The 23,018-nt window shown below is 64.3% G+C and carries 22 protein-coding genes; 5 read left to right on the top strand and 17 right to left on the bottom strand.

From position 1 onward, the window contains the following. Positions 1–265: 265 nt before the first annotated feature. The gene (locus tag ACIPHM_RS08205) at positions 266–508 is read right to left on the bottom strand and encodes a hypothetical protein (protein ID WP_400326696.1); all 243 of its coding nucleotides are present in this window, start codon (positions 506–508) and stop codon (positions 266–268) included. A 248-nt stretch (positions 509–756) separates the two neighbouring features. Between ACIPHM_RS08205 and ACIPHM_RS08200 the strand changes: the two genes are divergently transcribed. From ACIPHM_RS08200 to ACIPHM_RS08190, 3 genes are all read left to right on the top strand, one after another. After that, complete coding sequence (locus ACIPHM_RS08200) at positions 757–1,230, top strand: MarR family winged helix-turn-helix transcriptional regulator (RefSeq protein ID WP_400326693.1); 474 nt, start codon at positions 757–759, stop codon at positions 1,228–1,230. A 61-nt stretch (positions 1,231–1,291) separates the two neighbouring features. Then, the gene (locus ACIPHM_RS08195; RefSeq protein ID WP_400327476.1) at positions 1,292–3,046 is read left to right on the top strand and encodes a chloride channel protein; all 1,755 of its coding nucleotides are present in this window, start codon (positions 1,292–1,294) and stop codon (positions 3,044–3,046) included. Positions 3,047–3,170: 124 nt separating this feature from the next. Then, the gene (locus ACIPHM_RS08190; protein ID WP_400326691.1) at positions 3,171–4,019 is read left to right on the top strand and encodes a DUF72 domain-containing protein; all 849 of its coding nucleotides are present in this window, start codon (positions 3,171–3,173) and stop codon (positions 4,017–4,019) included. 94 nt (positions 4,020–4,113) lie between these two features. Here the strand turns inward: ACIPHM_RS08190 and ACIPHM_RS08185 are convergent, their stop codons facing one another. Both ACIPHM_RS08185 and ACIPHM_RS08180 read right to left on the bottom strand, forming a co-directional pair. After that, on the bottom strand, positions 4,114–5,493 hold the full coding sequence (locus ACIPHM_RS08185) for an MFS transporter (RefSeq protein WP_400326689.1): 1,380 nt from the start codon (positions 5,491–5,493) through the stop codon (positions 4,114–4,116). Between the two features lie 330 nt (positions 5,494–5,823). Continuing rightward, complete coding sequence (locus tag ACIPHM_RS08180; protein ID WP_400326687.1) at positions 5,824–7,002, bottom strand: 4-hydroxybenzoate 3-monooxygenase; 1,179 nt, start codon at positions 7,000–7,002, stop codon at positions 5,824–5,826. Between the two features lie 275 nt (positions 7,003–7,277). On the opposite strand from ACIPHM_RS08180, the gene ACIPHM_RS08175 reads away from it, so the two are divergent. Next, entirely contained in the window at positions 7,278–8,207 is a 930-nt protein-coding gene (locus tag ACIPHM_RS08175) for a helix-turn-helix domain-containing protein (protein WP_400326685.1), read from the top strand. An 18-nt stretch (positions 8,208–8,225) separates the two neighbouring features. On the opposite strand, the gene pcaD is transcribed toward ACIPHM_RS08175, so the two are convergent. The 5 genes from pcaD to pcaH form a co-directional block, all read right to left on the bottom strand. Beyond that, positions 8,226–9,014 carry a 3-oxoadipate enol-lactonase gene (gene pcaD / locus ACIPHM_RS08170; protein WP_400326683.1) on the bottom strand — a complete coding sequence of 263 codons (789 nt, stop codon included), beginning with the start codon at positions 9,012–9,014 and terminating at the stop codon, positions 8,226–8,228. A gap of 13 nt (positions 9,015–9,027) precedes the next feature. After that, positions 9,028–9,453 carry a 4-carboxymuconolactone decarboxylase gene (gene pcaC / locus ACIPHM_RS08165; protein ID WP_400326681.1) on the bottom strand — a complete coding sequence of 142 codons (426 nt, stop codon included), beginning with the start codon at positions 9,451–9,453 and terminating at the stop codon, positions 9,028–9,030. Further along, entirely contained in the window at positions 9,450–10,835 is a 1,386-nt protein-coding gene (locus ACIPHM_RS08160; protein ID WP_400326679.1) for a 3-carboxy-cis,cis-muconate cycloisomerase, read from the bottom strand. Before ACIPHM_RS08160 ends, pcaC begins: the two co-directional genes overlap by 4 nt. 123 nt (positions 10,836–10,958) lie before the next feature. Next, on the bottom strand, positions 10,959–11,558 hold the full coding sequence (gene pcaG, locus ACIPHM_RS08155) for a protocatechuate 3,4-dioxygenase subunit alpha (RefSeq protein WP_400326676.1): 600 nt from the start codon (positions 11,556–11,558) through the stop codon (positions 10,959–10,961). Positions 11,559–11,561: 3 nt separating this feature from the next. Next, positions 11,562–12,272 (bottom strand): protocatechuate 3,4-dioxygenase subunit beta, encoded by a 711-nt coding sequence (pcaH, locus tag ACIPHM_RS08150; RefSeq protein ID WP_400326673.1) that lies wholly within the window; start codon positions 12,270–12,272, stop codon positions 11,562–11,564. A gap of 131 nt (positions 12,273–12,403) precedes the next feature. Here pcaH and pcaQ point away from each other — a divergent pair, with 131 nt between their 5' ends. After that, entirely contained in the window at positions 12,404–13,351 is a 948-nt protein-coding gene (gene pcaQ, locus ACIPHM_RS08145; RefSeq protein WP_400326670.1) for a pca operon transcription factor PcaQ, read from the top strand. A gap of 27 nt (positions 13,352–13,378) precedes the next feature. On the opposite strand, the gene ACIPHM_RS08140 is transcribed toward pcaQ, so the two are convergent. The 9 genes from ACIPHM_RS08140 to ACIPHM_RS08100 all read right to left on the bottom strand — a co-directional run bounded on the left by ACIPHM_RS08140 (position 13,379) and on the right by ACIPHM_RS08100 (position 23,009). After that, positions 13,379–13,948 carry a MarR family winged helix-turn-helix transcriptional regulator gene (locus ACIPHM_RS08140; RefSeq protein ID WP_400326667.1) on the bottom strand — a complete coding sequence of 190 codons (570 nt, stop codon included), beginning with the start codon at positions 13,946–13,948 and terminating at the stop codon, positions 13,379–13,381. A 184-nt stretch (positions 13,949–14,132) separates the two neighbouring features. Then, positions 14,133–14,498, bottom strand: a complete 366-nt coding sequence (locus ACIPHM_RS08135; protein WP_400326664.1) for a response regulator — start codon at positions 14,496–14,498, stop codon at positions 14,133–14,135. 47 nt (positions 14,499–14,545) lie between these two features. Then, positions 14,546–15,187, bottom strand: coding sequence for a chemotaxis protein CheX (locus ACIPHM_RS08130; RefSeq protein WP_400326661.1), 642 nt, complete (start codon positions 15,185–15,187; stop codon positions 14,546–14,548). 37 nt (positions 15,188–15,224) lie between these two features. After that, a complete protein-coding gene (locus ACIPHM_RS08125; protein WP_400326658.1) occupies positions 15,225–15,794 on the bottom strand; it encodes a hypothetical protein in 570 nt (189 codons plus the stop codon). A 29-nt stretch (positions 15,795–15,823) separates the two neighbouring features. Further along, on the bottom strand, positions 15,824–16,552 hold the full coding sequence (locus tag ACIPHM_RS08120; RefSeq protein ID WP_400326655.1) for a methyl-accepting chemotaxis protein: 729 nt from the start codon (positions 16,550–16,552) through the stop codon (positions 15,824–15,826). A gap of 128 nt (positions 16,553–16,680) precedes the next feature. Next, entirely contained in the window at positions 16,681–19,128 is a 2,448-nt protein-coding gene (locus ACIPHM_RS08115) for an MCP four helix bundle domain-containing protein (RefSeq protein WP_400326652.1), read from the bottom strand. Between the two features lie 275 nt (positions 19,129–19,403). Next, positions 19,404–21,041: a gamma-glutamyltransferase family protein gene (locus ACIPHM_RS08110; RefSeq protein ID WP_400326649.1), complete on the bottom strand. Its 1,638-nt coding sequence runs from the start codon at positions 21,039–21,041 to the stop codon at positions 19,404–19,406. Between the two features lie 59 nt (positions 21,042–21,100). After that, positions 21,101–22,051 carry an ABC transporter permease gene (locus tag ACIPHM_RS08105; protein WP_400326647.1) on the bottom strand — a complete coding sequence of 317 codons (951 nt, stop codon included), beginning with the start codon at positions 22,049–22,051 and terminating at the stop codon, positions 21,101–21,103. 13 nt (positions 22,052–22,064) lie between these two features. After that, entirely contained in the window at positions 22,065–23,009 is a 945-nt protein-coding gene (locus ACIPHM_RS08100) for an ABC transporter permease (RefSeq protein ID WP_400326644.1), read from the bottom strand. Positions 23,010–23,018: the final 9 nt, after the last annotated feature.

The raw sequence follows: 23,018 nt of genomic DNA, 5'->3' as shown, positions 1-23,018 counted from the left end.
TCGAAACCCTCATGACTCAACTCCCCTTCCGATTCATGGAATGTTCCGCGGAATTCAGAGCATGCATCCTGATTCGATCCCGGTTTTTTTTCAATTGGACGAGTCTGATTTCGAGGGCGCCATCTCATGGTGTTCAGGTAAGGTCGAACCACAATGAATCATGCGGCAGGCGACGTGACCCATCACGCATGAGCGTCGGTCTGCGTGAGGTGTTTCAAGCGGGAATGTGGAAATGCCGCACCCGGCAATGGGGTGCGGCTATCGTTCAGCGTGGTGGAGACTCGTCTTCGTCGGGACAATCGCTCCCCGAACAGGGAGACGGCGCACCGCGCGCACGCGCGGCCGGGCCGGACGACGTGGCCTGACGTCCGAATCCGATCTGCTGAAAGACGCCGCCACCGATTTCGAAGCCCGTGGCGTAGTGATAGGCGGCAACGGTAGAACCGAGTGCCACCGACAGCAACAACAACGTTCCCGTACGCCAACGGCGTCGGACCGTGGAAGCCATGTCTCCTCCCTGTCAGAGGTCGGCCCGCTCGGGGGACGCTTGGCGCCGGCATGCGTCAACCGGCACACCGTATCGCTACGTCTCGGCGGGGATCGAGTTCCAGTCTCTACTGAGTCTCGTTTTTTCGGGATTCTGCACGCGCCAGCCCCGATTTGTCACCCCGACTATCCCTAAGCCCGTCCAAATATATCGTGATGTGATATATTTTTTCGCTTTCAGACCTTTCCCATTTCTTTGGCCGCCGATTTATGTCTGCCTCAACGCCGTCAACGCCCCAATCCTCTGCGCCTCCGTCCCCCGCATCGGACAAGCCGATCACCGGTGGCGCGCTGACAAAGAGCGATTTCGAAGCGCTCTCGGAATTCCGCTACCGCCTGCGCCGCTTCCTTAATTTCAGCGAGACCGCGGCGCGCGAGGGAGGCATCACGCCGCAGCAATATCTGTTGCTGCTGCATGTGAAAGGTATCCCCGGTCGCGATTGGGCGTCCATCAGTGAATTGGCGGAGCGCCTGCAAGCCGTGCATCACAGCGTGGTGGCGCTCGTGGCGCGTTGTGAGAAGGCCGGCCTCGTGACCCGAAGTCAGAACGAGAGCGACCGGCGCGTGGTCGAGGTGCATCTCTCCCCGGCGGGCGAAGCGTGTCTCGCCAGTCTCGCCGCGCAACACCGCAACGAGCTGAGCACCTTCGCGGATATCTTCCACATTCGTGGCGTTCATCTGTAATCCCGGGACTGTCATGGCTTCCGTTCCTCACCACACACCGACGCCGTCGACACAGCCCCCGATGGCCGCGCCCGCTCATACGCGCGACTTTGCACGCGCGCCGGGGCTACCGCGTCTCCTTGTGCTGGCCGCCGTCATCGGCTTTTGCGGCGTGCCCGCGGCGTGGCTGCTGCTCAACCTGATTCAGGGCTTCACCAACCTCTTCTTCTATCAGACACTCTCGTTCGCGCCCCGCTCTCCCGCCGGCAACACGCTCGGCGCGGCAGTCATCGCGTTACCGGTCATCGGCGGTCTGATCGTCGGGGCGATGGCGCGCTTCGGCAGCGACAAGATTCGCGGCCACGGCATTCCCGAGGCCATCGAGGCGATCCTGTTCGGCAAGAGCAAGATGTCGCCGCGCGTGGCGGTGCTCAAGCCGCTCTCGTCGGGCGTTGTGATCGGCAGCGGCGGCCCTTTCGGCGCGGAAGGTCCGATCATCATGACGGGCGGGGCCATTGGCTCGCTCATCGCGCAGTATTTTCATTTGAGTTCGGCGGAGCGCAAGACGCTGCTCGTCGCTGGCGCCACCGCAGGCATGACGGCCGTGTTCGGCACGCCGGTCGCCGCCGTGCTGCTCGCGGTCGAATTGCTGCTGTTCGAATGGCGGCCGCGCAGCCTGCTGCCGGTGATCGTGGCGTGTGCCGTCGCCGGATTTGCTCGACCGCTGCTGCTCGAAGCCGGTCCGCTTTTCCCCATGGCGACACCCGCCGTCGCGCCGATTGCGCTGGTGTCGTGCCTGATCGCCGGCGTGTGCGCCGGGCTGCTTTGCGCCGGGATGTCGCGCGCGCTGTATGCCATCGAAGACGCCTTTCACAAGCTGCCGGTGCACTGGATGTGGTGGCCCGCCATTGGCGGCCTCGCGGTCGGCATTGGCGGTTATCTCCAGCCCCGCGCCCTCGGTGTCGGCTACGACGTGATCGCCGATCTGCTCGCGGGACACTTCACGCTGCACGCCGCGCTCGCCCTCCTGGTCGTCAAGGCGCTCATCTGGGCGATTGCATTGGGTTCGTGCACGTCCGGCGGCGTACTCGCGCCGCTGCTCATGATCGGTGCGGGACTTGGCACGCTGCTTGCGCCGGTGCTGCCGGGTGGCGACATCACGCTGTGGGCGCTCGTGTGCATGGCCGCCACGCTCGCCGGTGTGCTCGGCGCGCCGCTCACCGCCATCGTCTTCGCGCTTGGTCTCACCCACGACGTGAATGCGCTGCTGCCGCTGCTGCTCACCTGCGGCATCTCGTACGGCATCACGATCTGGATCATGCCGCGCTCGATCATGACGGAGAAGATCGCGCGTCGCGGGCGTCACATCCATCGCGAATACGGCGTCGATCCGCTCGAGCGCCTGCACGTAGGCGAATTGATGACGCGCGACGCGCAGGCGCTTGCCGCCGATATGTCGATCGACGACGCGGCGCAACAGGCTTTCGGCGCAGGGCAGCGTCATCGCGCTTATCCCGTCGTCGATGCCTCGCGTGCGGTGCTCGGCATGGTGGATCGTCATGCGCTTACCCGCGCGCATGAACAAGGGCTGCAAACCCTGGGGCAGTTGTATGGCGTCAATCCGCCGCTCGTCGCGCTGGCGTCGGAGACGGGACGCGTCGTCTCGGCGCGCTTCGCGGCCCATCACCTGGAGCGTCTGCCCGTGGTAAGCGACGCCGCCTCGCGCAAGCTCATCGGCATCATCAGTCGCAGCGATCTGGTCAAACCGGCGGAGCATTGGCGCTCGGAAGAAGAGGTGCGCGAGCGCATGCTGCACCTGGGACGCAAGCGGTCCTGAAGCGTCGCAGCAACGCTGACAGACACGGGTGCGCCGTCGGCACCATTGACGCGCGCGACCTCGTTGATCCACCATCGGGGACTTCATCCCACCGAAAGCGCACCGCCGCGTGCGCGACTCCCCGATGGCGACGACCCGCTCCCCCAAAGCCTCCGGCTCAGCCGTCGCAGCGTCCGACAAGCGCATTCGCATTGGCGTCGGCGGCTGGAATTTCGCCCCTTGGCAAGGCACCTTCTATCCCGAGAAGTGGCCCAAGCGCCGCGAACTCGAGTACGCCAGCCGGCACCTCACGTCCATCGAAATCAACAGCACGTTCTACGGCTCGCAAAAGCCTGCAACGTTTCGCCACTGGTTCGAGGAGACGCCTGACGACTTCGTGTTCTCGGTCAAGGCGTCGCGCTACGCCACGAACCGGCGCGTGCTGGGCGACGCGGGTGAGTCCGTCGCGCGCTTCTTCGACAGCGGTGTGTTGGAACTGGGCAAGAAGCTCGGCCCCGTGAACTGGCAATTCGCACCGACGAAAGTCTTCGATGCCGAGGACTTCGAGCACTTCCTGACACTGCTGCCGAGTACCGCAGGCGGGCATGCCATTCGTCACGCGCTCGAAGTCCGGCATGAGAGCTTTGCGGTGCCCGAATTCGTCGCGCTCGCGCGCAAGTACAAGATGGCGATCGTGCTTGCCGGAGACGCCAAATTCCCTTGCATCGCCGACGTCACCGCGCCATTCGTTTATGCGCGTCTCATGGGCACGGAAGCACGCTACAAGCTCGGCTACGCGCCCAAAGTCATGACGCAGTGGCTGGCACGCGCGCAGACCTTTGCGCATGGCGGCGTGCCGGGCGATCTCGACACGATCGCCAAAGCGCCGCCCAAGGCGAAACATCGCGATGTGTTTCTCTATGTCATCAGCGGCTTCAAGGAGCGCAATCCGGCCGCCGCGATGGCGATGATCGACGCGCTCGCGAAGCGCTGAACAACGCGGCCGATATCGCGCGCGCCAAAAAAAGCGGCGCACAAGGCGCCGCGTCAGGTACAACGACTGCTACGGTCAATCGATTGACTGCCTGTCAGTGCGTGGCGGCCGAATTGCGCGCCTCGCTGGCGTTTTGCGCCGAAAGATTGCCGCTGGCGCGCTCCCACGCGTTCTTGGCAAGCAGCGCTGCGGTCGCAACCACCGCCGGAATCGCCAGCAGCGAGAACGTCGCGGAGAAGCCCAGGTGCCGGCGCACCAGCTCGGCTCCGAGCAGCGCACCGGCGATACCGCCGAAACGTCCGATACCGAGCATCCATGCCACGCCTGTGGCGCGGCCGGTCGTCGGGTAGAACATCGCCGCGAGCGACGGCATCGACGACTGCGCACCGTTCATCGCCGTGCCTGCGAGGAAAATCAACGTGACCAGCATGCCGATGTTGCCGATCGCCTGACCAACGGCGTACACCAGCGCCGCGGTGAGCGCGTAGCCCGCGGCGACCACTTTCTGCGCGTTGAATTTGTCCATCAGCCAGCCCGACAGAATCGTGCCGATGCCGCCGCCGAGCGGGAACAGTGCCGTGATGAGGGCCGCCCGCTCGATGGTGAAGCCCGCGTCCTTGAACAGAATCGGCATCCAGCTCGTGAGCAGATAGAAGATCACGAGCCCCATGAAGTACGTCACCCACAGCATCAGCGAACCGAAGCCGTATTGCTTCGAGAGCACCACACCGATGGCCGAGCCGGCGCGCTTCGGTACTGCTTCATTGACGGTGAACGCACCCACGTCGTCGAGCGATTCGCCCGAGATACGCGACAGAATGCGCCGCACGCGCTCCACCGGCTTCTTCTGCACGACGAGGAACTTCACCGACTCCGGCAGGCAGGCGATCAGCAGCACCGACAGCACGAGCGGCAGCACGCCGCCGAGCACCAGCACGCTATGCCAGCCGAAGTGCGGAATCAGCCACGAGGCCACGAAACCGCCGAGCGATGCGCCGAGCGGAAAACCGCAGAACATCGTGTTGACGATCACCGCGCGACGCGCTTCGGGAGCGTACTCGGAGATCAGCGTCACCGCGTTGGGCATCGCCGCGCCCAGTCCCAGCCCCGTCAGGAAGCGCAGCACGGTCAGTGTCTGAAGATCTTGTGCGAAAGCCGTCGCGAGGCTCGCCACGCCGAAGAACACGACGGAGAGCACCAGCACCATCTTGCGACCGGCTTTGTCAGCAAGCGGCCCGGCGAAAATCGCCCCGCCCGCCAGACCGAACAACGCCGCCGAGAGCACCGGACCGAGCGAGCCCTTGTCGATGTGCCACTGCTGCACGAGCGCCGGCGCAATGTAACCGATGGCCGCAGTATCGAAACCGTCGATGGCCACGATGAAGAAACACAGGATCAGCACCAGCCATTGATAGCCGGAAAACCGTTGTGCGTTGATATAGGCGGGCACGTCCACCGTGCGTGGCTGATTCATGAAGCTGTCTCCTCGGGCGGGGGTGCCCCCCAGTCCCATTGGTCATCCCATTATTTTTTTGGAATCCTCGCCGCCGGCGCGCGGCCGTATATCGGGGGCGGCGCGCGGGCTGTCCGTCATGGCCGTCTTGCTGCGGCTTGGGTGAGACGTTATTGCGGTGCAGCGGCATCGATTTCTGCCGCTACTGTACGTCTTTCACTCGCCTGCCGAAATGATCTTTCGTGAGGCCTTCCATAACGGACGGTTATGCGTGAGGCCACCGGTGGCGGTTATAGCACACCGGTGGCGGCCTCCTGATGACCGGCCATAGACGTCGTTCAGGTGTGCCGCTCAGGCCAGCGGCAAACCGACGTAATTCTCCGCCAGCATGAGCGACGCCGCGCGCGAGCTCACCACATACTCCAGCTCCGAGCGCTGCATCTGCTGCTCGAACGGCGTAGCGTCGTCCAGACGATGCAACATGCGCGTCATCCAGTACGAGAAGTGCTCCGCACGCCAGATGCGCTTGAGCGCCGCCTCCGAGTAGCCTTGCAGCCCGGCTTCACTGTCGCGATGGAAGTACTCGTCGAGCGCACGTGCCAGACGCCACACGTCGGCCACCGCGAGATTCATCCCCTTGGCACCGGTCGGCGGCACGATGTGTGCAGCGTCGCCTGCGAGGAACAGACGGTCGTACTGCATCGGCGTGGCCACGAAGCTGCGCATGGCGACCACGTTCTTCTGGAAGATCGGCCCTTCCTTGAGACGCCAGCCGTCATCGCTTTGCGTGCGCGTATGCAGCTCTTCCCAAATACGTTCGTCGCTCCATGGCTCGGCGCGCTCGTTCGGATCGCACTGGAAGTACATGCGCTGCACCGTGGGCGAGCGTGTGCTGATCAATGCGAAGCCGCGCTCGTGCGCCGCGTAGATCAGTTCGTCCGACGACGGCGGCGCCTCCACCAGCACGCCGAACCAGCCGAACGGATAGACACGCTGGTATTCCTTGCGCACCGATGCGGGCATGGCCGAACGGCACACGCCGTGAAAGCCGTCGCAGCCCGCAATGAAATCGCACGTCAAACGCCGCGCCTCGCCACCCACCGTGAATTGCACGCTCGGTTGCGCGCTATCGATGTCGTGCACCGAGACGTTCGACACGTCGAACAGAATTTCGCCCTGTGCCGCCTCGCGCGCCGCAATCAGATCCTTGATGACTTCGTGCTGCGCGTAGACGGTAATGGCGCGGCCCGTCAATTCGGTGAGCGCGATGCGATGACGCTGGCCGCCGAATGCCAGCTCGATCCCGTGGTGCACTGCGCCTTCGCGACGCATGCGCTCGCCCACGCCCGTATCGTTGAGGATATCCATCGTGCCCTGCTCCAGCACACCGGCACGAATGGTCGATTCGACTGCCGCGCGCGAGCGCGATTCGAGCACGATCGATTCGATGCCTTGCAAATGCAGCAGATGGGAGAGCAGCAGGCCGGCGGGACCGGCGCCGACGATAACAACGGGGTAATGCGTGCGCATAGGTTGTCTCCTGTCATTGCCCCCTCGTCCGGCACACCCGTACCGGACATTTCGCGACAGCGAAACGGCATGCGCGCGGATTGCATTTCTTGGCGGCTTCACGCGCGCTGCACCAACTTAGGACTGCGTGTAAACGAGCATGTCGAAAGCCGTTCCGACGCCTTGTCACGAAGGGCGAATGCGTCATATCTTATGGAGCGCGCGCGTCGCGTTGAATGGATGAATTGACGACTTTCTTGTACTTTTCCGACAACTTCGATCAAGGGAAAACCAGTATGTCAGGCGCGTCACCCCGGCTGCGCGCGGCGCGCGAGACGATTCCGGAATTCTCGTTGTACGGCGAGTTGACGCAAACCGACAGCGGCGATTTCGTCCATATCGAATGGATCGAGACGCGCAGCCGCCTTTACGACTGGCATATCGATACCCACCGGCATCTGGGACTGTTTCAGGTGCTCGCGATTTTCGAGGGAAAGGTCGAAGCGAACGTCGACGACGCGACGTGGGAAGTCGAAGGGCCGGCCGTCATCACGGTGCATCCGTCCGCGGTGCACAACTTCCGTTTCTCGTGCGGTGCGCACGGCTTCGTGCTCACGATGGCACAGAGCGTGCCGTTCGATGCGGCCATCGGCGCGGATGCCGACATGGCGTCGCTGCTGCGCAAACCTTGGCTGTTCCCGCTGGCCGAAGTACCGCAAACGCGCGACCGTCTCTACACGCTGCTCGGCCTCATCATGGACGAGTTTTCGCGCCCGCAACTGGGGCATTCGGAAATGGTCGGATGGCTCACGCGCAGCGTGCTGCTGTTGCTCGCGCGACTGCACGCGCATCACGATTCGGCCACGCGCACCGGGCGCACGGAACTGGACCTGTTCGCACGATTTCGCGCGCTGGTCGAGACGCACTACACCGAAGCGTGGGCCGTCCCGGCGTATGCGGGACGTCTGCACGTGACGCAGAGCAAGCTCAATCGCCTGTGCCGCCGCATCGCGGGGAAATCGGCCTTCGATCTGGTGCAGGATCGACTGATGCTCGAAGCGCGACGCAAGCTCATCTACATTCCCGCGCCGGTGTCTCACGTCGCCTACGAACTCGGTTTTCAGGACCCGGCGTACTTCTGCCGCGTCTTCAAGCAGCACGTGGGCGTCACGCCGTCAGCCTTCCGGCGAACGGCGCAACACGCCCATCTGGGCGACGAGTCCTGACTCGCGCTGCGCGCCGGATCAGGCGCGTAGAAAAGTCAGCAGCGCCTCGGTCACGGCAGGCGCGCACTCGATGTTCGACAGATGCGCGCCCGGCACGACGACCTGCTTCGCCCCGGGAATGCGTTCGACCATCGCCGTCGACATGACGGGCGGCGTCGCCAGATCGCCCGAGCCGGTAACGACCAGCGTCGGCGCCCTGATCGCCGCGATCTCGTCCAACTGATTCATATCGCGCACGGCAGCGCATGCGGCCGCATAACCCGTCGGGCAGAGCGAGCGAAACATCGCCTTCATACGCTCGATCGTCACGGGCTCCCGCTCGGCGAACTCGGGCGTGAACCAGCGCGACACGACAGCATCGGTCACGGCGTTCATGCCCTCGGCCTGCACGGCGCGAATGCGCGCGTTCCAGACGTCCTGCGCGCCGATATGCGCCGACGAGCAAACGATGGCGAGACGATTCAGACGCTGCGGCACGTGAATGCCCAACCACATGCCCGTCATCGCGCCCATCGACACACCCGCGAGACTCGCGCACTCGATATCCAGCGCGTCGAGCAACGCGACGACATCGCGCCCAAGCTGGTCGATGACGTACGGCCCCGGCGTGACGGACGAGCCGCCATGCCCGCGCGTGTCGTAACGAATCACGCGAAACTCACGCGCGAGCGCGCTCACTTGCGGCCCCCACATGTCGAGCGTCGTGCCCAGTGAATTGGACAACACAAGCGCGGGCGCGCGTTCGTCGCCGTCGAGGGCCACACGCAGTTGGGCGTCGCCAACGTCAATAAGACATTCCACAGTCATTGGCCTGACCTCCTCAACCTTGCGCGTCGCCACGCACGCGCGTGGTCGAACCGGGATCGGCGGCTTCCATCTCCGCGAAGACCTTTTCGGCGTCGTGAATCGCCTGATTGGCCGCGGGCAGACCCGCGTATAACGCCGCGTGCATGAACAATTCTTTCATCTCGTCGCGTGTCACGCCATTGTTGAACGCGGCGCGCACGTGCATGCGAAACTCGTCGCCGCGGTTGAGCGCGATGAGCAGCGAGAGCGTAATCATGCTGCGCATGTGGCGCGTGAGGCCCGGACGTGTCCAGATATCGCCCCAGGCGAAGCGCGTGATGAAGTCCTGAAAGTCGTCGTTGAAGTCGTTGCGGCGGGTGAGCGTGCGGTCCACGTGCGCGTCGCCGAGCACGCTGCGGCGCACCTGCATGCCGTTGTCGTAGCGTTCCTGATCGTTCATTTGGATTTCCTGCCGGGTTGGGAGGGCGGCACTGCCGTTATTGCCGCATCGGCAAGCGCGAGCACACGGCTCACGAACGTTTCGGCAGCGCCAAGGTAATGCTGGGGATTCATGAGGCGTTCGAGCGCCTCGGCGCAAAGCACGCGGGTAATGTCGGCGTCCTCGCGCAGCACGTCGAGCAGATGACGCTGCTGGGCAAGCGCATCGCGGCACCGTGCTTCGACGCGGCGATGCGCTTCGAGACGTCCCATCGATTCGCCCAGCGCCATCGTTACGGCTTCGGCCATGATGAGCCCGTGCGTGACGTCGAGATTGGCGCGCATGCGCTGCGTGTCGACGGTCCAGTCGGACACGAGCTTGCGCGCCGTCGCCAGTGCACCGCCGCACAGCATGAGCAGTTCGGGCAGCGTTTCCCACTCCGCGTGCCAGGTGCCCAGCCCGCGCTCGTGGTCCTGCTGCATGGCAGCGAACAACGTGGCGACGAGCTGCGGCGTGCGTGCCGCGGCGGCAAGCACCGCCGCGCAGCCGACGGGATTGCGCTTGTGCGGCATCGTGGACGAACCGCCGCGCCCCGGACCGGACGCCTCGGCAATCTCGCCGACTTCCGTCTGCGTGAGCAGCGCCGTATCGCGCGCGAACTTACCAAGTGAGCCGGTGAGCGACGCGGCCCAGCTTCCCACGCGCACGATACGCTCGCGCTGGCCGTGCCACGGCGTTGCCGCATCCGACAGACCGAGGTGACGCGCGAGTCCCGCCGCGACCGCCGGCCCTTGCGTGCCGAGCGACGCCAGGGTGCCCGCCGCACCGCCGAACTGCACATAGAGCACTTGCTCGCGAACGTGCGCGAGATCGGTGCGAGCGTGCAGCAACGCGTCGAGCGTGCCTGCGAGCTTGAGGCCGAAGGTGATCGGCAGCGCGTGCTGAAGCCACGTGCGGCCGATCATGACGCTCGCGCGATGCTGCCGGACCTGTTCGGTGAGTTGGGCGATCAGTCCGTCGAGATCCGCCCCGAGGTCGTCGAGCGCGCCACGCACTTGCAGGATGAGGCCGGTGTCGATGGCGTCCTGACTCGTGGCGCCCCAATGCACGAAGCGGGCGGCGTCGGCGTCGAGCGTCTTCACGCGGGCCGTCAGTTGTTTGACCAGAGGAATGGCGAGGTTGCCCGCACAGGCCGCGTCGTCGCGCAGCGCAGGCCAGTCGAGTTCGCTCGCGCGGGCGGCGGCGGTAATCGGAGAGACGGCAGCGGCCGGAATCAGACCGGCCTCGGCTTGTGCGGCGGCCAGCGCCACCTCGAAGTCGAGCATGCCCTGGAGCGTGGCGTCGCGAGAAAAACGCGCCGTCACGGCGCCGCCGCGCAGCAAAGAGTCAAGCAGTTCCATCATCGGGGGATCGATGTTTGGTGCGTTGCAAAAATGCGGATACGGCCACGGGCCACCGGCACTTTCATGCCGGCAGCCCGAAGCCGCGCCAGTTTCAGTGTTGCCGCGTCGATACTGCTGGCGACGTCAGAGGTCGAGGAACACTGTCTCCTCGTCACCCTGCATCCGGATGTCGAACCGGTACGACACACGCCCGCCGCTAGCCTCACGGCGCGCAATCAGCGTGTGACGGCGCTCGGCCGGCACTTGTTGCAGCACGGGGTCCAGCGCGTTGGCCGCTGCCTCGTCGTCGAAATAGATACGCGTAAACAGATGATTGAGCAAGCCCCGCATCGTCAGAATGACGTCGATGCGCGGCGCATCGCCCTGCGCGGCCGCGCCCGGCTTGATCGTCTCGATGACGAAACGGTTCTCGGCGTCGGTGCCGGTGCCGCAGCGGCCCGCACCTGCGAAACCGGTGCGCTCGATATCTTCCGCCGTCTGCACATACCGGCCGTTGGCATCGGCCTGCACGACTTCGATCAGGGCGTCGTTGATCGGATTGCCTGCGCCGTCGATCACTTGCCCGATCAGGCGAATGCGCTCGCCTTCAGCCCGATCAGTGGCGACCACGGGCGTGAATGCGCTCTTGAAGTCGTAAAGGTACTGCTCCGGCGACAGGCCATAAGCGAAGTACGGGCCGACGGTCTGCGACGGCGTTTGCTTGAGGTCAGACGTGGTGGACATGGCTCAGGACTCCATCGGCGTTTGGTCGGCACCGCGCAACACGATGTCGAATTCGTAACCCAGCGCGTATTCGGGCTCGGTGATGTCCATCGAGAAGCGCGCGATCAGACGGTCGCGGGCCTGCGCGGGCGTCGCCTGAAAGATCGGGTCGTAAGCGAGCAACGGATCGCCGGGGAAGTACATCTGCGTGACCAGGCGGGTCGCGAAATACTGGCCGAACACCGAGAGGTGCAAATGCTGGGGACGCCACGCGTTGTGGTGGTTCTTCCACGGATAGGCGCCGGGCTTGATCGTCAGGAATTTGTAGCGGCCCTGCGCGTCGGTCAGCGCGCGGCCTGCGCCGAGGAAATTCGGGTCGAGCGGCGCATCGTGCTGATCGACCTTGTGAACGTAGCGCCCGCAGGCGTTGGCTTGCCACAGCTCCACGAGCGTGTTCGGCACCGGACGTCCGCCTTCGTCGAGCACCCGGCCCGTGACGATCATGCGTTCGCCCAGCGGCTCGCCGTTGCGAACGGCGTTGCGCGTGAGATCGCCGTCGAGCGCCCCGACGATGCCGTTGCCATACACCGGCGAGCGCAGATCCGCGAGGTTCTGCTTCACGGGCACGAGCCATTGTTTGGGGCCGCGCAGCGACGTGGACTTGTACCCGCTGTCGATGAGCTTGGGATGCGAATCCCAGTCGCGCGGGCGCAGGACGGTTGTCGTTTTCGACATGGTCTCACTCCATTTTGTGTTGACTGATGTGGCAGGCACATTGGCCGGTCGCCAGCTTCTTTTCAACACTATATCCATAATCAACGGATATATTTATTGACATTTTCTTAGGTTTTTCATAACTTTTTGGCATGGAAAGACACCTACTCGACGGGCGCATCAAGCTGCGCCATCTGCAATGCCTGCTGGCTGTCGCACAGCACGGCAGCTTGCAGCGCGCGGCCGAAGCGCTGTCCATCACGCAGCCGGCCGTCAGCAAGACGATTGCCGAGCTCGAAGGCCTGCTGGGAGTGCGCCTGTTCGACCGCGGACGCAATGGCGCCCGCCCCACCGCGCAGGCCGAATTGTTCCTGCGGCATGCGGGCGCGAGCGTAAGTGCGTTGCGTCAGGGTATCGACGTGCTTTCGCGCGCCGTCGGGCAGACCGGTGGGGTGATCGAGATCGCGGTGCTGCCCACGCTCGCCGCCGCGATGATGCCCGCCGTGCTCGAAGCGTTCCGGCGCGAGTGGCCCGGCATCGTCGTGCAGGTACACACCGGCGCGAATCAGCAGTTACTCACCCAGTTGAAATCCGGGCAGGTCAAGGTGGCGCTGGGCCGGATGTCCGACCCCGAGGGCATGGCCGGGCTCACCTTCGAGCATCTGTGCGCCACACCGCTGTGCGTGGTCGTGCGTCCCGAGCATCCGCTCGTGCGCGAGCGCAGCGTATCGATGGCCGACATTGCGAACCATCATGTCGTGTTGCCGCCGCACGGCACGATCCTGCGTCACACGGCAGACAGCTTCCTGCGCACGCACGGCGTGGGCACGCTCGACGACTACTCGGAACTGCTGTCGATGTCGCTCGCGCGCGCCATGACCCTGCGCGACGACGTCGTATGGATCGCCTCCGAGATCACCGTGCAGAACGACCTCGCCGAGGGCGTGCTGTGCGCCCTGCCCTTCGCGACGAAAGGCACCGAGGAATCCATCGGCATTCTGTGGCGCAACGACACGGTGCCCACGCCGCCCGAACAAACGCTCATCAGCGCCATGCGCGAGGCCGCACGCGTGCGTTACGGCATGCCGGGGCTGCGTTGAGGGCGGCAGGTCGGGACAAACGGGGAGTCAGTCGCGTAGATTGCGCACGAACGTTTCGAGATGGCGTTGCACGGCCGCTGCGTCTTCGCGGGCCACACCGACACGCATGCGCGTGTCGATTTCCTTGGCGACGGCCTCACATTGCGCGAGTACCCGGCGGCCTTCGTCGGTCAATTGCAGCAATACGATGCGGCCATGATTGGGATCGGGCTGGCGCGTGATCCATTGGCGCGACGCCATGATGCTCACGACCTCGTTGGCGGACTGTGGGGTGATGAACGAGCGTTGTGCGAGCTGCGCGTTGGAGAGCTGGCCGCGAGCGTCGAGCACCGAGAGTGCCGTGAACTGTGCGAGCGTGAGCCCCAGCGGCGCGAGCGCTTCCGACATGTGGCGACGCAGCAGGCGGTCGAGACTGGCGATGACGTAGGTCAGGCGCGGCTTCGAGCGTCGCGGACGCGCGTCGAGCGTGCCCGCCGCGTCGGTCGGCGCCCCCTGCGGCGTGTCGGCATCGAACGCCTGCGCGACATTGTCGTGCGAAGCCGCCGCACTGACGCACGCCACAGCGGCAGACTTCTTTTTCTGGGGGACGGCGCTCATGGTGAGAAAGCGAGAATGCGCAGATTTTCGCGTAATGCGGGAAAGTGAGCAGTGTAACGCCGCCGCCGCACGGCGGCGACGGTCTGCCGGCGATTCATCCCGACGATGAGCGGCGCTACCGGCTGGCCCCGATCTCCTCGGCGCCGGGGCAGCGCCAGCCGCCTGCCAAGCTGCCTTAGCCGCCTTAGCTGGCGAGCTTGCGGAACGTCTCGAGCACGGCGTCGCCCTTGAACGGCTTGACGATCCAGCCCTTCACGCCTGCGGCCTTGCCGCGTTCCTTCATGGCCGGGCTGCTTTCGGTGGTGAGCATCACCACGTTGACGGACGCGTTCGCGAGCTCGCCGCGAATCTTCTCGACCATCGTCAGGCCATCCATATTCGGCATGTTCACGTCGCTGATGACGAGACGCACGCCCGGGCTGGCCTTGATCTTGGCCAGGCCGTCCTTGCCGTCGACGGCCGTGTCCACGTCCAGGCCGTTCTTGCGCAGAAAACCCGCGACTTCGTCGCGCACAGTGCTCGAATCATCGACCACGAGAATCTTAGGCATGGTGTTGTCCTTGTGTGTAAGAGAGAGTGGGTTGACGAGCCGGGATCTCAGAACAGTTCCAGTGCCCCGGTCTCGACAGGCTCAGCCTCGCCCGGCGCGACTTCGCGAAACGCTTCGGGCGACCAGTTCAGACTGAAGACGAAATGCTGATGCAGCGTGACGATCTGTCCGTTGACGGGGTCCGTCAGACGGTAGACGAAACACAGCTGCGGGTTATCGGTGCCGAACGTGACGTACTTCTGCTTGTGGTTGATGAGCAGCGGCACTTGCACTTGCGTGCGGTCGGCATTCAGCGGATCGCCCATGTAGCGGGTCTTGAACGCCCCCCACACGAGGTTCGTCAACTCGCCGAGCATGCCGTTGAGTTCGCGAAAACCGGCCTGACCTTCGCAACGGCCGGTGTGCTCCAGAAACTGCATGAAAGGCACCTGCTCGGCCTGCATCATCATGTAGCCGCGGCACCAGGCGCTTTCGAGCTGAATCAGGCTGAACACTTCGCCGAAGATGATGCGATCGCGCACCACGCTGGGCGATTCGCAACGGATTTCGATGTCACCGAACAGGCCACGGAACACGCCGTCGGTGATGTCGATCATGCCGCGCACAAGCGCGTCGGGGTACTCGTGCTCGACGCTGTCTTCGAGGATCAAAAACTGGCTGACCGACTCGCGGGGGGTGCTTCGGTTCATTGTCATAGTTTCCTATTACGTAAAACGTAGGGCCGATTCAAAACAATTCGAGTTCGCCACCGCTATCCTGCGTCTCGCTGACTTCGGCATTGAAGTCCAGCGGCGCATGCGCACAGACGCACAGCGTGGCCGCCAGACTGACCGAACCATCGAGCGTGATGTCCCACGACGCCAGATGATTCGGTTTGAGTTGCGTGAGATGGGGCACGCAGTGCGCGCTCAGCACGTAGGGCGTCGACATGCCGAGATCGGGGAAGTAGTTCAGCAACGCCTGATTGATCGCCCCGCAGCACAGATTGCTGATTTCGAGGAAGGCTTCGCGAAACGACTTGTCCTGATCGTCTCCCACGAAATACGTTCGGGTGACGTCGTCCTCGTCGAAATGCAGCAGGAGCAGCATGCGAAAGTCGATGCCCGAGATGGTGAGCACCGCCACATTGGCGTGACGCACCGTCAGGTCAATGCCGTTCGCGGGCGACGTTGCATCGGCCTGACGCCCTCTGAGCGGTGCGATCTCGCACGGCGCATCGGCCGAGCGGGCCAGGCGAGTGCGTGCAGCCTTGTGGAGAATGCGTTCGAAACTGTCGCGTGCATGAGCGCTGATCACAACGAAACCTGCCTGCTTGATAGTGACGCTTAGTGAAGACGGGAGTGCAACTGCTGCGCCAGCGCTTCCACGCTGGAGAGCGACGCCGCGATCATCTTGCCGCCCGCCTGAATGTCCTGGAACGTCGCCGTGGTCGTCACATCGTTGCGATGCAGGCTGTCGCGATAGCTCTTCGACAACGCTTCCGAGCGCGTGGCGAGCGCACGCACTTCGCTGGCGACGATACCGAAACCGCGTCCGGCGGCGCCCGCACGCGCGGCTTCGATCGACGCATTGAGCGACACGATCAGCACGTGACGAACAATCGACGAGAGCTCCTGATTCTTCGCGTGCATGTCCTGGTTCTGCGTCATCAGCGAGATCATCTGCTCGTGCCAGCGCTCGAACGTAGCCGCCAGCCCGCGCAGACGCGCAGCTTCGCCGGCAATGCGCTGCGCCTCGCTCTGCCACATGGTTTTGGCTTCGAGCACCGACGCTTCCGACTTGCGCGCAGCCTGCAAGTCCTGCCCGGCCTGCGCGAGACTCGCTTGCAGCGCAGCGACTGCCGCGTCCTGCGACTGCGCGGATTCGTCTTTATCCCGGATGGCCAGACGTTCGCGCTCGAGCGCCTGCGCCAGCGCATCGTCGTGCGTTTTCGTCAGAGCGCGCCAGTGGGCCGTGGCCTGCGCCATACGCCAGCGATGCGCGACAAACCCCACCACGCCCATGCCGATGACACCGGCAAGCGCGCCTGCCAATAGCCATTGAACTGCTTCCATACTCGATTCGTCTCCGAAAGCGGCGCGGCGGCCGCAGACCGGTCAGATCTGCGCCGCCTCGCCCATCGTGTTGCCCATTGCCGCACAGGTGGCCCGCGTCAGTCGACAGGCATCCGTGCTCAAACCTTTCAGACCTTGCCGGTTTGGGACAGGTCGTCGCGCGAGGTGCCGAGGTCGGCGTCAGCGCTCATCTGCGGCGTTGCAGCGTCCAATGCGGGCAGGTCGATGGCGTCGGCTGCGACACTGTTCAGATCGAAGCCGTCGACCACGAGGTTGTCGGGCAGGCACACGACCGTCTGGAACTGACGGAACTCCGCACCCTTGCGATCGTCCGTGAAGCGCAACTCAATGCGGCCGTGTTCGCGGCGCACGAAGTCCTGCACGGCGTCCATGCCGACGCCACGTCCCGAGACTTCCGTGACTTGCGAGGCCGTCGAGAAGCCGGGACGGAAGATGAATTGCGCGATCTGCTCGTCGGTCACATACGTCTCGGCCGTGATCCAGCCGCGCTGCACGGCGATGTTTCGAATCCGGTGCAGGGCGAGTCCGCGGCCGTCGTCGGTCAGCGTGACTTGCAGCATGTTGTGATCGAGGCCGACTTCGATGTCGATCGTGCCCGCCGCCGGCTTGCCCTTGGCGCGACGCTCGGCCGCGCCCTCCAGACCGTGATCCATCGAGTTGCGCAGCAAATGCATGAACACGTCGCGCAGAATTCGCACGGCCGGCGAGCGCAGGCGATAGCCGTTGTCGTCGATACGCACCGCCGGCGACGGCTTGCCGAGTTCGCCCGCGAGCGACGGCAGCGAGTCAAGTACGCCGCCCAGCGCTTCGCCCACGCCTTCGGTGCCCAGCAGACGCAGCGTCTGGTGCACGGCGTCGCGCATGGCGACCAGTTGATGCGGATCGTTCGGATCGGCCGCTTCGAGCATGCGCAGGCTGGCGCGAATGTGCGCACGGTCGACCACCATCGACTGTTCGTCGGCGGTGCGGCCCGGGCCCTTGCGGCCGAGGCTCATTTCGTTGATGTGCGCGTAGGTGTCGACCGCCTCGCGCACGCGTTCGAGTTCGCGCATCAGACCGTCCTGATCCCACAGACGCGCAACGTCCGGCTGGCGCAGATCGTGATAACGCTGCTCGGTCTCGTGCACGACGTTCGTCAGGTACTGAAGGTTGTACGTGCGCGCGTTGCCCTTGATCGTGTGCATGTTGCGGAACAACTCGGCAATGGCCGCGCTGTCGGCTTGCGAATGCTTGCGAATGATGCGCTCGTTCTCGCGAATGAAATCCGACGAGCTTTCGATGAAGTGATGGAACTTCTCCTGGCTCACCGCCAGAATCTCCCCGATCATCTCCAGACGCTGCTTCTGCTCGTTGGCTTCGGCGGCGAGCTCGCGCAGTTCCGTCACGTCGCGCACACACAGCATCAAACGCAGGATCGTGTCGCTCTCGTCGGTGATCGCCGACCACGTCAGATCGAGTTGCTTGATGCGGCCGTCCGGCATGCGCTTGCCGATCTCACCGACCAGCAGGTGCTCGTTGAAGGCGAAGTTGATGGCGTCCTGGCCGATGCACGCGTCGATGGCGGCTTCGACTTGCGAGGTCGCATCCGAGCCCAGATCGCTGTCGCCGAACACCAGATCCATGACGCCACGCCCGGCGATCTCCTGCGTCTCGAAGATCGCTTCGAGATAGGCCGAGTACTCGCCGTGCACCTTCGAGCCATCGACGACGGTCAGAATGCCCTGCTGCATGTTCTGCAACATCGCCTGAATGTCGGCCGTCTTCTGCTTGAGTTGTGCGGAGCGCTCCTGAATCTTCTCGATCATGCCGTTGAACGCCACGATGGAGTGCCCGATTTCGTCCATGCGGCCCACCGGCACGCGGCGGGTGAAATCCTGACTGCTCGCGATCTCGCTCATCATCGCCTGCATGCGTGAGAGCGGACGCGTGATCTGGCGATACAACAACGCACCGATGGCCGCGAGCAGCACGATAGCCAGGCCGGTCACGATGGCGATGGCCGTCGTGGTGGTCGAGAGCGTGTCGTTGAGCGTGGCGATGGCCGAGTCTTTCTGACGGTTCTTCTCGACGCGCAGCGTGTTGACCACGCCTTCGAGTTCGTCGCGGTACTGGGCGACCATCGCGAAGAGGAACGCCTGCGCCATCTCGGTCTTGCCGGCCTGCTTGAGTTTGGCGGTGTCGTTGATGGCGTTGAAGTAGTTGTCGACGCTCTCGCGGGCTTGCGCCACGAGGCCCTTCTGGGCGTCGCTGGCGGCGCCTTCGGCCTGCCGCTCAAGCGACTGGTCGATCTCGCCGCGCAACTTCCTGAGATTGTCGAGCGCCTGGTCGACGACGGTGTCGTCCGGTGCGTAGACCAGCGTCATCGTAGCGATCTGTACCGCCTTGACTTGCGAGACGAGATCGGCGGAGGCAAGCGCGCTGGGCACCACACCTTCCGTTACCTGGCGCACTTTGTGAGCGCTGGCGCGTGTCTGATAGACCGCGTAGCCGCCAATGAGCGAGAGCGCGACAAACGTCAGGATCACCAATAGCGTAATTCGATGACGGATGGTCATTGCGTCGTTTCCCCGGGTCGCACCGGCGCCCGGTGCCACGCGTGATTTGACGCAGTAGATCGGCCGCCGAATTAGTTTGTAGATTCCTCGTGCGACGTGATTATTGCGGGTGAACTGTGACGATTCGATGAATCCACAGAAGCTTCACGTTATCTCGATGCCGTACCGCCGTGTAGGAATCCGAGATGAGTGAGCGCATACCAGCCATGGACTGCGTGTGCAGTCCATAGTCGTCCTGCCGGAGACTACCGGCGAGGCAGTCTCCGCTCCGTAGATCAGTAGCCGGCGGCGAGGCCGTCACGACGGCTGTCGCTCGCGGCCACGTAGCCGCGCTCCGGATCGTTGCGATCCAGACGCCAGATGTACTGGCCCGAGCCGAAATCCATATACGGATCGTCGATGGACTTCAGCTTGTGGCCCAGCGCCACCAGCCCGGCGACCGTTTCGCGGTCCATCGTCGACTCGATATCGACGGTAAAGTCGCGGTTGACCTTCCAGCGCGGCGCATCGCATGCCGCCTGCGGCTGCTGACCGTAGTCGAGCATGCGCACGACCGATTGCAAATGGCCTTGCGGCTGCATGTCGCCACCCATCACGCCGAAGCTCATCACGGCTTCGTGCTTGCCGTCGACCTTCTGCGTGAGGAATGCCGGAATGATCGTGTGGAACGGACGCTTGCCGCCCTCGACCACGTTGACCGACTTCGGATCCATCGAGAAACCGCAGCCACGGTTTTGCAGCGCGATGCCGAAGTCCGGCACCACGACACCGGAACCGAAGCCCATGTAGTTCGACTGAATGAAGCTCACCATCATGCCCTGCTCGTCGGCGGCCGTCAGATAGATGGTGCCGCCGGACTTCGGCATGCCGAAGTCGAAGTGCGTGGCCTTGTCCTGATCGATCAGCTTGGCGCGCTCGGTGAGGTAAGCGTCGTCGAGCATCTGCTCCGGCGTGACTTCCATCGAACGCGGATCGGCGACGTACTTGTACAGATCGGCGAAAGCGAGCTTCATCGCTTCGATCTGCAAGTGTTGCGAATGCACGCGGTCGACGGCGAGGCTGGAGACGTCGAACTTGTCGAGAATGCCCAGCGCGATCAGCGCGGCAATGCCCTGCCCGTTCGGCGGAATCTCATGCACGGTGTAGCCGCGATAGTCCTTCTCGATAGGTTTGACCCAATCGGCGCGGTAGTTGCGCAGATCGTCCGTCGTCATCGCGCCGCCATGCTCGGCCGACCACGCGGCGATGCGCTCGGCAATCTCGCCTTCGTAGTACGCGCGCGGGCCTTCCTTGGCCAGCAGGCGCAGCGTGCGCGCGTGGCCCGGCATGCGCATCATCTCGCTGGTGGTCGGCGCGCGCCCGTTCGGCATGAACGTCTGCGCGTAGCCGGGCTGGTCCTTCAGCTCGGGCACCGCCGCCGCCCACTTGCGCGAGACGATATGCGCCACGGCATGCCCGCGCTCGGCGATCTCGATGGCCGGGGCCATCAGGTCCGCGAACGGCAGCTTGCCGAACTTGGCGTGCAGTGCCTCCCAGCCGGCGATCACGCCGGGCACGGTCACGGTGTCGAGACCGCGCACCGGTTGCCTGGCGATGCCGTTCTGCTCGCCGTACTTCTTGCGGAAATAGTCGACGCTCCAGGCGGCGGGGGCGGTGCCCGAGGCGTTCAGGCCGTGCACCTGCTTGCCGTCCCACACCAGCGCGAAGCAATCTCCGCCCAAACCGTTGGATACCGGCTCGACAATGGTCATGCACGCGGCGGCGGCAATCGCGGCGTCCACCGCATTGCCGCCCTGCCACAGAATGCGCAAGCCGGCTTGCGCGGCGAGCGGATGCGACGTCGATACGATGTTGCGGGCGAACACCGGCAGGCGCGGCGTCGGGTACGGGTTTTGCCAGTTGAATTGCGTCATGGGAATCGCTTTCGACCTCTGTCTCGAATGGTTGGAATAAGGTTGCCGGATAGTGACGATTATTGCTCGCGAGGATCGAGCGCGTCGCGCAGCCCGTCACCCAGCAGGTTGAAGCCGAGTACCGTCAGAAAGATGGCGATACCGGGGAAAATGGACATCCAGGGCGCTTGTTCGACGAAGTCCTTGGCCGTGTTGAGCATCGAGCCCCACGACGGCAACGGCGGCAATTGCCCCAGCCCGAGAAACGACAGACTCGCCTCCGCAATGATCGCGGTCGCGACCGTCAGGCTCGCCTGCACGATGATCGGCGGCAGCACGTTCGGCAGAATGTAGCGCACGATGATGCGCGAATCCGTGAGGCCGATGGCGCGCGCGCCTTCGACATACTCCTCCGCCTTGACGGTGAGCGCCTGCGCACGCGCGAGCCGCACGAAACGCGGCATGGCCGACACCCCGATGGCGATCATCGCGTTGGTGAGGCTCGCGCCCAGAAACGCTGCCATCGCAATCGCAAGAATCAGGAACGGGATGGAGAGCAGCGCGTCGGCCAGTCGCGACACGATGGCGTCGACCCAGCGGCCGAAGTATCCCGCGAGCAAGCCGAGCGGCACACCCACGATGACCGCGATACCGACCGACACCACGCCCGCCGCCAGCGACGCGCGTGCGCCGAAGATCATGCGGGCGAGGATGTCGCGGCCCAACTCGTCGGTGCCGAACCAGTGCAGTGCGCTCGGCGCCTGACGCACCGTCATGAAACTCGTGGCAATCGGATCGTACGGCGACAACCACGGCGCGAGAAGCGCCACGAGTACCGCAAACGTCACAATGATCGCGCCGGCGACGGCCGCTTTGTTGCGCGCGAATTTGCGCAGCCCGCGATGGCGGCGACGCGGTAGACGCTCCGCACTCGTGACACTCACAGCAGGCGCGGCCGTTGCGCCGGCAGGGCTCCCTTCGGAAGCCTGCGACGCAGTGGATGAAGTCGATGACGTTTGCAAGGCAGCCATGTTCGAAGAAGTCTCAGGCGCGACGCAGGCGCGGGTTGAGCAAGACGTAAAGCACGTCGGCCAGAAGGTTGAGCACGATGAAGCTCACGGCAGTTACCAGCACCACGCCCTGCACCACTGCGTAATCGCGGTTGAACACGGCGTCGACGACCAGCTTGCCGAAGCCCGGAATCGTGAAGACCTGTTCCGTCAGCACCGCCCCGGCGAGCAGTTCGCCGAACAGCAGCGCCAATACCGTCACGATGGGAATCAGGGCATTGCGAAACGCATGCTTGAGCACCACCGTGCCGCGCAGCAGCCCCTTGGCGCGCGCCGTGCGGATGTAATCGGTGCGCAACACCCCGAGCATCGCACTGCGCGTGTGACGCATCAGTTGCGCACCGAGCGCCGCCCCGAGCACGAACGCCGGCATCACCATTGTCTTGAGGCTCATCCACAGGTCTTCGCCCGGCGGCACGTAGCCCGACGACGGCAGCAACTGCCAGCGCACCGAGACGAGAAAGATCAGCAGAATGCCGAGCCAGAAGTTCGGAATGGACATGCCCGAGAGCGCCAGCACGTTCGAGCCGTAATCGATGGCTTTACCGCGATTGGCCGCCGACAGAATGCCCAGCGGAATCCCGATGCCGATCGCGATCACCAGCCCAAACATCGCCAGTTGCAGTGTGACGGGCAACTTCTGCGCGATGAGTGTGGTCACCGGCTCGCCGGTGCGCAGCGAATTGCCGAGGTCGCCGCGCAGCACGTTGCCGATCCACAGCGCGTACTGCGTGGGCAGCGGCTTGTCCAGGTGATACTTCTCGCGCAGCGCGGCAATGACCTGCGGGTTCTGGTCCTCGCCGGCCATCGCAAGCACGGGATCGCCGGGCAGCATCTTCTGAAGCCCGAAGATCATCATCGAGACGATGATGAGCGTGGGAATCGCAACCAGCGCACGATGAACGACGAGGCGCAGCATGGCGTCAGT

Source organism: Pandoraea sp. NPDC087047, assembly GCF_044745225.1.
Taxonomy (GTDB): Bacteria; Pseudomonadota; Gammaproteobacteria; order Burkholderiales; family Burkholderiaceae; genus Pandoraea.
The sequence above is the reverse complement of the archived record's forward strand: the minus strand, read 5'-3'. Positions and strand labels throughout refer to the sequence as shown.